Source organism: Nocardioides donggukensis, assembly GCF_014842875.1.
Lineage (GTDB): Bacteria > Actinomycetota > Actinomycetes > Propionibacteriales > Nocardioidaceae > Nocardioides > Nocardioides donggukensis.
On record NZ_JACYXZ010000002.1, the window covers coordinates 639,675 to 655,165 of the forward strand.

7 protein-coding genes are annotated in these 15,491 nt (G+C 71.5%); 1 reads left to right on the forward strand and 6 read right to left on the reverse strand.

What is annotated here, in order from left to right; all coding sequences use genetic code 11:
* The first annotated feature begins 5 nt into the window (after positions 1–5).
* Entirely contained in the window at positions 6–1,817 is a 1,812-nt protein-coding gene (locus IE331_RS09415; RefSeq protein ID WP_192142791.1) for a glycoside hydrolase family 15 protein, read from the forward strand.
* Positions 1,818–1,921: 104 nt separating this feature from the next.
* Here the strand turns inward: IE331_RS09415 and IE331_RS09420 are convergent, their stop codons facing one another.
* From IE331_RS09420 to IE331_RS09445, 6 genes are all read right to left on the reverse strand, one after another.
* Positions 1,922–6,874 carry an ExeM/NucH family extracellular endonuclease gene (locus IE331_RS09420; RefSeq protein WP_192142793.1) on the reverse strand — a complete coding sequence of 1,651 codons (4,953 nt, stop codon included), beginning with the start codon at positions 6,872–6,874 and terminating at the stop codon, positions 1,922–1,924.
* Positions 6,875–7,069: 195 nt separating this feature from the next.
* Positions 7,070–7,690 carry a CDP-diacylglycerol--glycerol-3-phosphate 3-phosphatidyltransferase gene (gene pgsA, locus IE331_RS09425; protein WP_192142795.1) on the reverse strand — a complete coding sequence of 207 codons (621 nt, stop codon included), beginning with the start codon at positions 7,688–7,690 and terminating at the stop codon, positions 7,070–7,072.
* Positions 7,687–9,153, reverse strand: coding sequence for a 30S ribosomal protein S12 methylthiotransferase RimO (rimO, locus tag IE331_RS09430; protein WP_192142798.1), 1,467 nt, complete (start codon positions 9,151–9,153; stop codon positions 7,687–7,689). The genes pgsA and rimO overlap by 4 nt, the downstream gene beginning before the upstream one ends.
* 107 nt (positions 9,154–9,260) lie before the next feature.
* Complete coding sequence (locus IE331_RS09435) at positions 9,261–11,096, reverse strand: helix-turn-helix domain-containing protein (protein WP_192142800.1); 1,836 nt, start codon at positions 11,094–11,096, stop codon at positions 9,261–9,263.
* 19 nt (positions 11,097–11,115) lie between these two features.
* On the reverse strand, positions 11,116–13,680 hold the full coding sequence (locus IE331_RS09440) for an FtsK/SpoIIIE family DNA translocase (RefSeq protein WP_192142801.1): 2,565 nt from the start codon (positions 13,678–13,680) through the stop codon (positions 11,116–11,118).
* 89 nt (positions 13,681–13,769) lie between these two features.
* The gene (locus IE331_RS09445; RefSeq protein ID WP_192142803.1) at positions 13,770–15,461 is read right to left on the reverse strand and encodes a ribonuclease J; all 1,692 of its coding nucleotides are present in this window, start codon (positions 15,459–15,461) and stop codon (positions 13,770–13,772) included.
* Positions 15,462–15,491 lie beyond the last annotated feature (30 nt).

Below are 15,491 nucleotides of genomic sequence, written 5' to 3' on the forward strand. Positions count from 1 at the left end.
CATGCATGACGACTCACGAGGCGAGGCAGCCCATCGAGGACTACGCCCTGCTCGGCGACCGGCACACCGCCGCGCTGGTGGGCAAGAACGGGTCGGTGGACTGGCTGTGCCTGCCGCGCTTCGACTCGGCCGCCTCGTTCGCCGCCCTGCTCGGGGACGACACGCACGGTCACTGGCAGATCTGCCCGGTCGAGGACTACACGGTCGAGCGCCGGTACCTCGGCCACTCCGCCGTGCTGGAGACCGTCTTCAGCACCGACTCGGGCCGCCTGCGGCTGGTGGACTCGATGCCCAGCGGCGACGGCCGGTCGGACCTGGTGCGCCGGCTCGAGGGCCTCGACGGCACGGTCCGGGTCCGGCACGAGTGGATCGTCCGTCCCGACTACGGGGCCATCCGGCCGTGGGTGCACCGGCAACGGCTGCAGCGCGAGGGGGCGCCCGACGAGGAGGTCATCGTCGCCACGGCCGGGCCGGACAAGCTGGTGCTCCGCGGGCCGCGCCTCCCCCAGGCCGCCGACAGCCGGCACTGCGACGAGTTCGACGTCTCCCGGGGGGATCGGCTGTCGTTCTCCACCACCTGGATCCCCTCCCACGCGAGCTTCCCGGACCCCCTGCTGCACGGGGACCGGGAGGCCGAGGCCCAGGCCCGGGACGAGGAGTGGGCCGGCCGCTGCCGCACCGACCTCCCGCACCGCGAGCTGGTGATCCGCTCGCTGCTCACGCTCCGCCTGCTCACCCACGAGCTCACCGGCGGCATCGTGGCGGCCCCCACGACGTCCCTGCCCGAGTTCCTGGGCGGCGAGCGGAACTGGGACTACCGGTACTGCTGGCTGCGCGACGCCGCGCTCACCCTGGAGTCGCTGGTGGAGGCCGGCTACACCGCCGAGGCCGAGCTGTGGCGGGGCTGGCTGCTGCGCGCGGTGGCCGGGGACCCCGAGGACCTCCAGATCATGTACACCGTCGACGGCGCCCGGCGCCTCGACGAGCACACCCTCGACCACCTGCCCGGCTATGCCGGGTCCCGCCCGGTGCGGATCGGCAACGGTGCCGCCGGGCAGCGTCAGACCGACGTGCTGGGCGAGGTGATGATCGCCCTCGCCAAGGCCCGCGACGCCGGCCTCGAGTGCGACGACGACGCGCTCGCGCTGCAGCGGGCCCTGGTCGACGACCTCGCCCGGCACTGGCAGGAGCCCGACCACGGGATCTGGGAGATCCGTGGGCCGAAGCGGTCCTTCACCCACTCCCGGGTCATGGTCTGGGCCGCCTTCGACCGGGCGGTGGACGCCGCCGAGCGGCACGGACTGCAGGGTCCGGTCGAGGAGTGGCGCACGCTCCGCGACGAGGTCCGTGCCGAGGTCCTCGAGCGCGGCTTCGACCGGGAGCGCAACACCTTCACCCAGCACTACGACACCTCCGAGGTCGACGCCTCACTGCTGGTGCTGCCGCTGGTCGGCTTCCTCGACGGCGACGACCCACGGGTCCTCGGCACGATCGCCGCTGTCGAGGAGGACCTCATGCGCGACGGGCTGCTCCTGCGCTACCGCACCGAGTCCGGTGTGGACGGGCTCGCCGGCGACGAGCACCCGTTCCTTGCCTGCTCCTTCTGGCTGGTCTCCGCGTACGCCGCGGCGGGACGCCACGACGACGCCCGGGCCCTGTTCGACCGCCTGACCGGGCTCACCAACGACGTCGGCCTGCTCTCGGAGGAGTACGACCCTGCCAGCGGCTGCATGACCGGCAACTTCCCGCAGGCGTTCAGCCACCTGACGCTGGTGCAGGCCGCCTTCCGGCTGGCCGGCTCCGACCCGCAGGACTGAGCCGCCACCACCCGAGATGCGCCGTCGGCGCCTCCACCCGAAATGCGCCGTCGGCGCCCGGGGCGAGACTGCCCCGGACGCCGACGGCGATGTGCTCCCTGTGATCAGCGTCGACGGACGACGCGGATCACCTCCTCCACGGTGCGCGGCTCGAGCAGGTCGTCACCGGAGTAGCTGACGGTGATCGTCTTCCTGCCCTTCGACCCGAACTTCGGCAGGCGCATGCTGGCCCGGCCGTCGTCCAGGGTCCGGCTGCCCAGCACGGTGCTGCCCTTGCTGAACACGATCTCGCCGGTGCCGGTGATGCCGTCGGCCAGGACCTGCACGTTGAGGCGGACCCGCTCCTTGCGGACCTCGATCCGCTTGTCCTTGTGCTTGACCTTGACCTTCGGACGCGCCTTCTGGACGGTCACGGTGGTGCTGCCGCTGGACGGCTCCGTGTAGAGGTCACCGATGTACTCGACGGTGATCTCCTTCTCGCCGACCGTGTCGAACGGACCGACCTCGAGCGTCGCGGAGCCCTCCGACAGCGGGGCCGCCGTGGCGAACTCACCATCGACGTACGCCGCCACGAAGCCGGCCGGGGTGCCCCCGGTCGAGGTCACGGTGACGTCCAGGGACGAGGTCCCCTTCTTCACCTTGAGCACGTCCGGGGTCGCGGTGACCGAGACCTCGGACGCCGCGCGCCGGACCCGGACCTGGACCGGGACCTGCACGGTGGTGCCGGTCGTGGGACCGGTCACCGTGAGCACCGTGGTGCCCACCGGCGTGCCCTCGGGCAGCCGGACGGAGACCTCGGCGGTGCCGTACTCGTCGCTGATCGTCGCGCCCCGGCTGTTGTCCACCGGGAAGGTTCCGAGCAGCTCGCCGTCGAGGGACACCTCGACCTCGTTGTCCTGCAGGTCACCGGCACCGGTCATCGCCAGCGACGAGAGCGAGAAGTCCACGTTCTCGCCGTCGATGTAGAACGGCTCTGTGCGGACCCCGACGACACGCTGGGCGTAGTCGACCGGCAGCGGGCTGTCGCTCGCGAACTCGTCCATGAAGTCGACCATGGCGCTCAGGTCGATCTTGCCGGTGTCCTGCTTGCCGGTGATGTCGGCGAAGGTGCCGAAGTTGTCGCCACCGGCGGCCAGGAAGGAGTTGACCGTCACCGAGTGCACGTCCGAGTCACGGACGATCCGGCCGTCGAGGCGCATCTGGGTGATGCGCGAGCCGGCGTCCGCGGTCGGGTCGTAGGTGTAGGTGAACCCCTCGGACGTGCCGAGCCGCAGGAAGGGCCGCGACGCGCCTGCCGGCTGCCACTGCTCCTCCAGCACGCTGCGGATCTGCGCACCCGTCATGTCCATGTTGACCAGCGTGTTCGCGAACGGCTGGACGTTGGCGGCCTGCTTGAAGGTCACCGTGCGCGGGTAGGCACCGTCACCGGAGCCGACCATGTTGGCCCGCAGACCACCCGGGTTCATGAAGGCGATCTCCGCGGAGCCCGCCTCCGGGGTGTCGGTGGCCCAGCGCTGTGCCTCGGCGACCAGGTTGCCGATCGTCGACTCACCGCCCCGGTTCTCGGCACCGCTCGCCAGCCGGGCCCGGTTGAACGGCCCCGCGATGTCCCCGAGCGGCTCCGCACCCAGCACGTCGGCCTCGGCCACGGCCGCGGTGACGATGTCCCGGGTGGCCGAGTCGGCCGGGTAGTTCGGCGAGGAGTTGCCCTCCTTGAGGTCCAGGATGTTCTGCTCGAGACCGGTCACCTCACCGGTGCCCGGGTCGACCGAGAACAGCAGCTGGTTCAGGTTGGCGCCGTACTGGCCGGCCGAGACCACCGGTCGGGTGGTCACGGCGCGGCCCTCGGTCTCCCAGCCGGGCACGGGCACGGCGTGGTTGTACGCGAGGTGCGTGTGGCCGGAGATGATCGCGTCGACCTCGTCGTTGACGCCGGTGACGATCTCACCGAAGTCGGACGCCGGGTCCACCGCGTCGGCGTACGCCGTGGTGGCCGCACCCTCGTGCACGAGCAGGACGACGATGTCGACGCCCTCGCTCTTCAGGCGGTCGGCCTCACGGTTGGTCGCCTCGACGATGTCCTCGATGACCACGCCCTCGATGCCGGCCGGGGAGACCAGCTCGTCGAGGTGCTCGGTGACCGCGCCGACGAAGCCGACCTGCACGTCACCGAAGTCACGGACCCAGGTGGGCTCGAGCAGCTCGGACTCGGGGGCACCGGGCTTGTGCACGTTGGCACCGATGTACTCCCACTCGGCGCCACCGAACTTGTTGGTGTCGGCGTCGTAGGGCGCCATGACCCGGTTCAGCAGGTCGTCGTAGCCCTGGTCGAACTCGTGGTTGCCCACGGCCGAGACCTCGAGGCCCGCCTCGTTGAGGGCGTCGATGGTGGGCTTGTCCTTGGCGATGAACGACGCGAACGTCGAGGCACCGATCAGGTCGCCCGCGGCGGAGAACACCGTGTCCGGGTTCTCCTGACGCAGCTGCTTCACCGCACCGGCGAGCACCGCGGCACCGGCCTCCTCGCCGAACGCGTTGTTCTCGATGCGCCCGTGGAAGTCGTTGATGCCGAGGATCTGGACCTCGTCCGTGGGGGCCTCGACCGAGAGGCCGACGACCTCCGGGTCGTGGTCGGAGGCCGCGAACTGGTTCGGCTCGTAGAAGTCCGTGGCGTTGTAGTTGTGCCGGCTGTACTGGAAGGCCACCGACTCCGGGGAGTTGATGTTCCAGATGTCGGCCCCGGTGACCATCGCCTCGGCCGCCTCGTTGGCGAGCACGTGGTCCAGGGACCCGGCAAGACCGCTGAAGCTGTAGGTCACCTCACCGGGGGTGTCCGACTCGATCTTGGTGTAGCCGTCGGCGTACAGCTCCTGGAGCGGGTCCTCCATCGTGTAGGAGTTGAAGTCGCCGGTGAGGAAGACCGCCTCGATGCCGCGCTCGGTGGCGAACTCGTCCGCGAAGGTGCTGAGCCCCTGCGCCTGGGCGATCCGGTCCGGGTTGGCGTTGCCCTGGCCGGTGCCGTCGTTGACGCCCGAGCCCTTGGACTTGAAGTGGTTGACGATGACGCCGAACGCGTCCTCGTCGGACGCACCGGCGGCCTTGAACGCCTGGGCCAACGGCTCCCGGGCGTTGCTGAAGTCGGCGTTGCCGACGAGCACCTTCGAGGCACCCACCAGGTCGACCGTCGCCGGCTTGAAGATGAACGCCGTGCGGATCACGTCCTGCTCGGCGAGCTCCGGGAGGTCCTCGGCCGCGGGCGAGGGAGCGTAGTCCCAGGTCCCCTCGCCGGCCTCGGCGTTGAGTGCGTCGACCAGGGCCGAGAGCGCGTCGTCGCGGTCGGTCTCGCCGAGCAGCTTGACGGAGTTCTCGATCTCCTCGAGCGAGACGATGTCGGCACCCAGCAGGTTGATCGCGGTGACGATCTTGGCCTGCTGACGCTCGAAGTCCTCGGCCTCGGCCGCGCCACGCGGGCCGTTCGGGTTGCAGCTGTTGACGCCGACCGGGTCACCGGTGCGGTCGCTGAAGTAGGTGCACGAGCCACCCGCCGCGACGAAGTCCGTGCCCGTGGTGTTGAAGTAGTTCAGCACGTTGAACGTCGCGAGCTTCAGGTTGCCGCCGACCTCGGCCGGGGCCTGGTTCTGCGTGCGGGTGTTCTCGAACGTCGCCACGGCGGAGCCGTCACCGGTCACCTGCTGCTGGGGCTGGAACCGCCACGACCCGAAGCCGTAGGACAGGACCACCGGCGCGTTCAGCGTCGCCTGGGCGCCGACCCGGATCGGGTTCGCCTTGGAGAGCCACGGCAGCGGGGTGTTCCGGTCACTGCCGGTGAGGTAGTTGGTGGTCGAGCCGTCGTCGAGGATCACACCGCGGGCGAGGTTGTCGGCCACCACGGCGTTGATCGCCGCGGTGTCCTGAGCGTCCGCGACGTCGGTCGGCTGGCGCAGCGGGGTGTTCCCGGTGGCCAGTCCGACCTCGGCGAAGGAGTTGGTGTTGAAGGTGTTCGTCACCGTGAAGTCGTCGGTGGGGGCGAGCAGCTCGCCCTCGTGCGCCTCGCGGTCGGCCTCGGTCGTCGGGTAGGCCGCGGCGAGCGGCGTGACCGGGTCGAAGGGGCCCTCGACGGGCACCACGTCGCCGGCGGCGTCCGCGGTGATCTGGGTGACGGTGTTGAACTCGCTGACGGGCCCGGTGACCTCGACGAAGTCGCCGATGCTCAGCGTGCTCTCGTCGACACCGGGGCCGTAGACGAAGATGCCGTCAGAGGCACCCGGGGTGGCGTCGTCCGCCCCGCCGGTGCCCTCGGTCTGGATCGTGAAGCCGTTGAGGCCGCCGGTCGGGTAGGTCGCGGTGACCACGCCCTCGGTGACGACGGTCGCGTCCACGTACGGCGACACCGTGGCGTCGGTGCCCTGGATCTCGGCGATGCTGCCCACGAAGTCCTCCGGCGGAGGCGGCGCGCAGTCGCAGTTCTGGGGCGTCGGCGGGTTCGTGACGGTGAAGTCGGCCGAGTTCACGTCGGTGTCGGCACCGTTGGCGGCGCGGCTCACGGACGACGGGTTCGTGGTGGCCGCGGCGCGGGTCCCCTCGAAGCTGGTGGTGCTCGAGCCCCACCCGACGAAGTCGATCACGTCACTGGAGAACGTGCTGCCCGCGGCGCCGGGCGGCGTGTTGGGGTCGATCGCACCCGGGACCGCGGCGAGGTACACCTGACCGCCCGTGCCCGACAGGTTGATGCTCGACGTGGCGTCCGGGGTGGGCAGTGCCGTGGAGGGCGTGGCGCCCGCTGCTCCGGAGACCAGGTACGACTTGCCGGCCGGCAGGTCGACGGAGGGCAGCGCGAAGATGTTGTTCGACGCACCCGTGCCACCGGCAGAGCGGTACTGGATGCTCTTCCCGCCCAGGGAGATCGCACCCCCGGTCGGGTTGAAGATCTCGACGAAGTCGTTGGTGAAGCTCGAGCCGGAGTTGCCACCCCCGCCGTAGACCTCGCTGATGACCAGGCCGGTGCCGGCGGGGTTGGCCGACGCCGGGGCGGCCAGCGCCAACGGGGTCGCGATCAACCCCAACGATGTGACGGCGATGAGCGCACGCGAGCGCGGTCGCACAGAGCGATACATGGGTCTCCCAGAGTGAGCACGGTTCGCGCGACCAGGGGATGCCGGCGGGATCGTCGGTGGTCGGCTGGCACATCCTGCAACACCGGGAGGCGAATGAACAGGCTTTCCGGGGGGTGACCCGAACAATTTCCTCTGTTGTTACCGAGCCGACGGACGACCGACCGTGCGGCGGTGCCGGCGCAGGTCGCGGACGAACTCGTAGCCCGACCACATCGTCATGCCCACGGCACCGGCCAGCAGCACGAGACCGACCCCGTAGAGGATCTCGCCGGGCACGTCGAGGGCACCGTCGACCTGCAGCAGGGGCAGGCACAGGAAGGCCAGGGCCACGGCCTGGAGGGTGGTCTTGACCTTGCCGCTCTGGGAGGCGGCCATGACCACGTGCTTGGCGATGGACAGCCGCAGGAACGTGACCGTCCACTCGCGGAGCAGCACCACGACAGTGGCCGCCCACATCCACCAGGTGTCCATCACGATGGCGAGCCCGATGAAGGCCATGCCGGTGATCGCCTTGTCGGCGATGGGGTCGGCGATCTTGCCGAAGTCGGTGACCATGTTGCGGGCCCGGGCGATGTCGCCGTCGATCTTGTCGGTGATCATCGCGACCGCGAACAGCCCGAACGCCACCAGTCGCCAGGTCACCGAGTCGCCGCCGTCGTGCAGCAGCGCCCACCCGAAGAACGGCACCATCACGATCCGCAGGCTGGTGAGCACGTTGGGCAGGTTCCAGTTGCTGACGGTCTGCTCGGCCTGGCTCATCGGTCGCCCTCCGGGATTGCGATCAGGTCCACCCCGTCGGTCCCGACCACGCGGGCCGTGAGGATGTCCCCGAGCGCCGGGGCGGCGCCGTCGGAGCCGACCTCGAGCCGGGTGGTGCCGTCGACCTCGGGGCCCTGGTGGGCGGCCCGGCCCTCGACGCCGTCGGTGACCGACTCGACCAGCACCGAGACCAGCTCGCCGATCCGCTCCTCGGCCCGCTGCGCGTTGAGCTCCTCGACCAGGGTCGACACGTGCTCGGTGCGGGCCCGCACCTCGTCCTCGTCCAGCTTGCCGTCGTACGACGCCGCCTCGGTGCCGTCCTCGTCGGAGTAGCCGAACACGCCGGTCACGTCCATCCGGGACTCCTCGAGGAAGTCGCACAGCGTGGCCAGGTCCTCCTCGGTCTCCCCCGGGAAGCCCACGATCACGTTCGACCGGACCCCCGCCTCGGGTGCGATCGCCCGGATCTGCTCCAGCAGACCGAGGAACGACTCCGGGTCGCCGAAGCGGCGCATCCTGCGCAGGACCGACGCCGAGGCGTGCTGGAACGACAGGTCGAAGTAGGGCACGACGCCCGGGGTGTCGGCGATCGCCTCGATCAGGCCGGGCCGGGTCTCGGCCGGCTGCAGGTAGGACACCCGCACCCGCTCGACGCCCTCGACCGCCGCGAGCTCGGGCAGCAGGGTCTCGAGGAGCCGCAGGTCCCCGAGGTCCTTGCCGTAGGAGGTGGAGTTCTCGCTGACCAGGAAGAGCTCCCGGACGCCCTCCGAGCCGAGCCACTGCGCCTCGTGCAGCACGTCGCTGGGTCGGCGGCTCACGAACGAGCCGCGGAAGCTCGGGATCGCGCAGAACGAGCAGCGACGGTCGCAGCCGCTGGCCAGCTTCAGCGGCGCCATCGGGCCGCCCTCGAGCCGGCGGCGGACGGCGCGGGGACCGGTGGCCGGGCCGCCGACGCCGACGTCCTTGGTCGCGGCGGCGTGGCCGGGGACGCTGAGCGCGCTCGCGTCGCGCTCCACCGGGGAGATCGGGAGCAGCCGGCGCCGGTCCTGGGGGGTGTGCGACTGGTGCGTCTCGCCCGCCACGACCGATCGCAGCCGGGCGGCGATGTCGGGGTAGTCGTCGAAGCCCAGCACCGCGTCGGCCTCGGGGAGGGACCCGGCGAGGTCCTTGCCGTAGCGCTCGGCGAGGCACCCCACGGCCACCACCGCTCGGGTCCGGCCGTCCGCCTTGAGGTCGGCGGCCTCGAGCAGCGTGTCGACCGAGTCCTTCTTGGCCGCCTCGACGAAGCCGCAGGTGTTGACCACCACGACCTCGGCGTCCTCCGGGTCGGACGCCAGCCGGAAGCCGTCGGCCTCGAGCCGGCCGGCCAGCTCCTCGGAGTCCACCTCGTTGCGGGCGCAGCCCAGCGTGACCATGGCGACGGAGAGCAGGTCGTCGGACGGGGCGGCGGGAGTTGTGGTCATGACCTGGCGAAGTATGCCCGCTGGGGCACACCTCACGCGAAGTGTGGACGCCGGGACGTGAGCGTCGTCACGCCCGCGGCCGGTCGCGGCGCCTCGGCCCGGCGCCCTCAGCCGGCCCGGTAGGTCTTCCGGGCGGACTGTCCGTCCCGGCCCACGGTGCCCCGGGTCCGGCCGTCGACCGCGACCGCGATCGCACCGGCGTCGGAGGCCTGGACGGTCACCGGTGCCCGGACGTCGATGCGGTGCACCTCGCCGTACTCGACCGGCGCGTCGAAGACCACCTTGCCCCTGCCGTTGCGGACCACGAGGTTGCTGGGCCGCTCCGCGGTGAGCTTGATCGTGACGTTCGTCGGGACGGCCGCCGGCCCGGGCCCCTCGGAGCCGTTCAGCAGCGGCGCCGGGCTCTGGATCTCCGCGGGCGTGTCCATGGCCAGGCGGGCCACCGACCAGGCGAGCACCAGCGCCATGACCACGGCGAGCAGGATCGACCAGTTGGGGCCACCCCGCGTGGACCGGATGCCACCGCTCGCGCCGGTGGCGAGCTCGGCCTCGAAGACCCGGCGCGGGTTGATGGGCGCGTCGGCGTACCGCTCGTCGTAGGAGGCCAGCAGCGGTGCGGCGTCCAGCCCGAGCACCCGGGCCAGCGTCCGCAGGTGGCCGCGGGCGTAGAAGTCCCCGCCGCAGGGAACGAAGTCGTCGACCTCGATGGCCTCGATCACGTGCGGACGGATCCGGGTGCGCTCGGCGAGCCGGTCGACGGTGATCCCGATCCGGGTGCGGGCGGCGACGATCTCCGGCCCGATGACGGGGTCCTCGGCGGGCTCGGCCGCGACGCCGTCGATCACGAGCGGCTCGACGGCGTCCGCGACGCGGGCGAGCGGGCTGACCCGGTCGCCCCAGACCTGGGTGTCCTCCACGAGGCTGACGCTCCCCGGACGGCGCAGCTCGCGGCCCTCGAGGGGCTCCGGCTCCGGCTCGACGACCGAGGCGGTGACCTCGGTACGCCGCCCGGAGCGGGGCTCGCGCAGCGGCAGCGGGGTCCGGCTGGCCGTCGGCCCGACCGGCTCGGTCGGCTCGTGCGACGCGACCGGCTCCTCGTGCTCCGGCTCCTCAGACTCCAGCTGCCGGTCCTCGGCGCTCTCCCGGCGCAGGGGTGCGGCCAAGACGGCGATCAGCGCCGCCATCCGGGGTCGCAGGTCCGGGACGGCGAACCGCTCGCCGCGCTCCGGAGCCGGGGCCTCCTCGACCACGGTGCCGGCCGGCTCGCCGGCCATGCCGGTCGGGCCGGCCATATCGGTCGGGCCGGTCGGGTCGGCTACATCGGTCTGGTCGGTCTCCTCGGTCACGTCGGGCACCAGCTCGACGACCCGGGACGAGCTGCCGGCGAGCCGCCGCAGCGAGGTGGTCAGGTCCTCCTCGAGCCGCGGCACCCGCGTCGAGAGCCCGAGCGGCACCGCGAACGGGGCGCCGTACAGGCGCGAGCTGACCCGGCTCTGCCGTCGACCGGAGGCGTCCAGCTCGGCCAGCACCCGCTCCGGGTTGTGCGGCACCAGCACCAGTCGGCCGTCGCGCAGCAGGCCGCGGCGGGGGGCGTGCTCGACCGAGGCCAGGGCGCCCCAGGGCAGGCCGCGCCAGGCGCGGCCGAGCCGCAGGCGGACACCCTGCCCGTCGGCCACCAGCAACGGCGTGCGGGCGTCGACGAAGGAGTGCAGGTGCAGCGCGCCGATGGCCGCGGTGAACGCGAACAGCACCCAGTCGAGGGCGGCACCGCTGCCGGTGGCCCGGGCGAAGTAGGCGATCGCGACGGCCGAGGAGACCCCGCCGACCAGCGCCGCCAGGCCGGCGTTGCGGCGGACCTCCACCGCCTCGGGGGCGGCGCTGAGGTGGCTGCCGCCGCTCTCCTCCGGCTCGGTGCGGGTGTCGTAGTCGTGGGCCGCGCTCATGCCGTCTCCCCCATGCTGCTCACATCTCCCCCTGGATGGTCGCGATGACCCCGTCGATCTCGTCCGGCTTGACCATGACGTCGCGTGCCTTCGAGCCCTCGCTGGGACCCACCACGCCGCGGCTCTCGAGGATGTCCATGAGCCGACCCGCCTTGGCGAAGCCGACCCGCAGCTTGCGCTGGAGCATCGAGGTGGAGCCGAACTGCGTCGAGACCACCAGCTCGATGGCCTGGACCACGAGGTCGAGGTCGTCCCCGATGTCGTCGTCGAGCTCCCGCTTGCTCTGCTGCGGCACCGTGACGTCCTCGCGGTACGTCGGCTCCAGCTGCGTCTTCACGTGCGCGACCACCTGGGCGATCTCCGCCTCGGTGACCCACGAGCCCTGCACCCGGACCGGCTTGCTGGCGCCCATCGGCAGGAACAGCCCGTCACCCTGGCCGACCAGCTTCTCGGCGCCCGGCTGGTCGAGAATCACCCGGCTGTCGGCCAGCGACGAGGTGGCGAAGGCCAGCCGGGACGGGACGTTGGCCTTGATCAGGCCGGTGACCACGTCGACCGAGGGCCGCTGGGTGGCGAGCACCAGGTGGATGCCGGCGGCGCGCGCCAGCTGGGTGATCCGGACGACGGCGTCCTCGACGTCGCGCGGTGCGACCATCATCAGGTCCGCGAGCTCGTCGACGACCACACAGAGGTAGGGGTACGGCGAGAGCACCCGCTCGCTGCCGGCCGGGAGCTCGACCTTGCCGGCCCGGACCGCCTTGTTGAAGTCGTCCACGTGCCGGAACCCGAAGTTGGCCAGGTCGTCGTAGCGCAGGTCCATCTCGCGGACCACCCACTGCAGCGCCTCCGCCGCCTTCTTGGGGTTCGTGATGATCGGCGTGATCAGGTGCGGGATGCCCTCGTAGGCGTTCAGCTCGACCCGCTTGGGGTCGACCATGATCATCCGGACCTCGTCGGGGGTGGAGCGCATCAGCAGCGAGGTGATCATCGAGTTGATGAACGACGACTTGCCGGAGCCGGTCGCACCGGCGACCAGCAGGTGCGGCATCTTCGAGAGGTTCGCGACCACGAAGCCGCCCTCGACGTCCTTGCCGAGCCCGCACACCATCGGGTGGTGGTCGCCGCGGGCGGTGCCGGAGCGCAGCACGTCGCCGAGCGAGACGATCTCCTTGTCGATGTTGGGGATCTCGATTCCGATGGCCGACTTGCCGGGGATCGGGCTCAGGATCCGCACGTCGGCCGACGCCACCGCGTAGGCGATGTTCTTCGACAGCGCGGTGACCTTCTCGACCTTGATCCCGGGGCCGAGCTCCACCTCGTAGCGGGTGACCGTCGGGCCCCGGGTGTAGCCGGTGACCTGCGCGTCGATGCCGAACTCGTCGAGCACCGAGGTGAGTCGGTCCACGACCTCGTCGGAGGCCTTGGACTTCGCCTTGTGCACCGAGCCGGGCTTGAGCACGTCGCCGTTGGGGAGCGTGTAGGTGATGTCGCCGGAGAGCGCCAGCTGCTCCACGCGCTGCGGGAGCGGCGTGTGCGGGGGCGGCTCGAGGTCGCCCTTGTCCTCACCCTTGTCCTCGGTGGACTCGGGGACTCCGGTCGGGTCGCCCGTCGGGGCCTCCGGGTCCTTCTTGCGGCGTCGCCTGGAGACCTCCCGGTCCTCGAGGACCGGGGTGTCGTAGGCCGGGTCGCCCATGGTCGGGTCGATGTCGTCGGCCCCGCGGCCACGGGCCCGGATCGGCTGGGTCGGCTGCTCGGCGTCCGGGTCCTCGGCGCGGCGGCCGAGCAGGCGGTCCCGGGCGGCGGCCAGCCTGGCCGGGATCTGGTAGACGGGGGTGGCGGTGATCACCAGGATGCCGAAGACCGCGAGCAGGACCAGCAGCGGCACCACGACGTACGCCGATCGCAGCAGGTCCATCAGCAGGCTGGAGACGACGAAGCCGATCGCGCCGCCGGACTGGTGCAGCGCCTCGGTGTCGCCCGAGGTCGGGCGCGGGCTGCCGTTGGCGATGTGGACGATGCCGAGCACGCCGAAGCCCAGTGAGGCCCAGCCGATGACCTGACGGCCGGCCGGGCCGTTGTGCTCGGGGTCGCGCATGTTGCGCCACCCGACGTAGACCAGCAGGAGCGGGACGAACCAGCCGACCTTGCCGACCGAGCCGGCGACGACGGTGCGGGCGGCGTCCATGAACCCGCCCGGCAGCTGCCACCACACGGCGGCGGCGGCCACCACGGACAGGCCGAACAGGAACAGGCCGGCCCCGTCGCGGCGGTGCTCGGGCTCCAGCTCCCGGGCGGTCCTGCCGACCGAGCGGGCCGCGGCGCCCACCGTGTGGGCCACCCCCAGCCAGACGGTGGCGATCCCGCTGCCGAGGGCAGAGAAGAGTCGCGAGATCGGGCCAGGACCGTTGCGGACCGCTCGAGGGGCCGGTCGCTTCGTCCCGGAGGACGTGCGCTTCGGCGTCGGCTTGCGCTTGGCCTGGCTGCCGGTACTCCGGGATCGGGTGCTCGAGCTGCCTCGGCCGGAACTGCTCCGGGACGTGCTCTTGCTCCGCGACCCCGGCGGGGAAGACGTACGGGTCGCCATGCTGGGGACTCTAGGCGATCGTCACTTCCGCCACACGCATCACAGGAGCGTGTCGCCCCGGGATCCGTCCGCGGCGCCCTCCCGGCGGCTCAGGCCTCGATGACCACCGGGATGATCATCGGCCGGCGGCGGTGGGTGTTGGACACCCAGCGCCCGACCACGCGGCGGATCGACTGCTGCAGCTGGTGGGTGTCGTCGACCCGGTCGGCGAGGAGCTTGTCCAGGGCGTCGACGATCGCCGGCTTGACGGCGTCGAAGGTGGCGTCGCTCTCGGCGAAGCCACGGGCATGGATCTCGGGGCCGCCGCTGACCTTGCCGGTCACCGAGTCGATCACCACGATCACCGAGATGAACCCCTCCTCCCCCAGGATCCTGCGGTCCTTCAGCGAGGTCTCGGTGATGTCGCCCACCGACGAGCCGTCGACGAAGACGTAGCCGCAGTCGACCTTGCCGGCGACCCGGGCCCTGCCCTTGACCAGGTCGACGACGATGCCGTCCTCGGCCATCACCACCCGGTCCGCGGGGACCCCGGTCGCCCGGGCCAGCTCCGCGTTGGCGCGCATGTGCCGGATCTCGCCGTGGATCGGCAGCACGTTGCGCGGCTTGACGATGTTGTAGCAGTAGAGCAGCTCGCCGGCGCTGGCGTGGCCGCTGACGTGGACCAGGGCGTTGCCCTTGTGCACGACGTTGGCCCCCCAGCGGGCCAGCCCGTTGATCACCCGGTAGACCGCGTTCTCGTTCCCCGGGATCAGGGAGCTGGCCAGGACGACGGTGTCGCCCTCCTCGATGTGCACGAAGTTGTGGTTGCGCTGCGCGATCCGGCTCAGCGCGCTCATCGGCTCGCCCTGCGACCCGGTGGAGATCAGCACCTGCTTCTCGGGAGCCAGGTTGGCCAGCTCCTTGGCGTCGACCAGCACGCCCGGCGGCACCTTGAGGTAGCCGAGCTCCTTGGCCACGCCCATGTTGCGGACCATCGACCGGCCGACGTAGGCGACCTTGCGCTTGTGCGCGACCGCGGCGTCGAGCACCTGCTGCACCCGGTGGATGTGGGATGCGAAGCAGGCCACGATCAGCCGCTGGTCGCTCTGGTGGAAGACCCGGTCCAGGACCGGGGCGATGTCCTTCTCCGAGGTCGTGAAGCCGGGGACCTCGGCGTTGGTCGAGTCGGTCATGAACAGGTCGACGCCCTCGTCACCGAGCCGGGCGAAGGCCCGCAGGTCGGTGATCCGGCCGTCCAGGGGCAGCTGGTCCATCTTGAAGTCGCCGGTGTGCAGCACCAGGCCGGCGCCGGTGCGGATCGCCACCGCCAGGGCGTCCGGGATCGAGTGGTTGACCGCGACGAACTCGAGGTCGAACGGGCCGAAGCTGACCCGGTCCCCCTCGCGCACCTGGTGGTGCACGGTCTCCTTGAGCCGGTGCTCGCGCAGCTTGGAGCCGAGCAGCGCGAGGGTCAGCTCGGAGCCGACGAGCGGGATGTCGCCGCGCTCGCGCAGCAGGTACGGCGTGGCGCCGATGTGGTCCTCGTGGCCGTGGGTGAGGACCAGCGCCTCGATGTCGTCGAGCCGGTCCCGGATCGAGTCGAAGTCGGGCAGGATCAGGTCGACGCCCGGGTGGTTCTCCTCCGGGAACAGCACCCCGCAGTCGACGACGAGCAACCGGCCGTCGTACTCGAAGACGGTCATGTTCCGGCCGACCTCGCCGAGGCCGCCCAGCGGGGTGATCCGCAGGCCGCCCTTCTTCAGCGGTGCGGGCGCGGACAGCTCGGGGTGGGGATGGGACAAGGGGTGCTCCTGTGGGTTCGGGCGACCGGC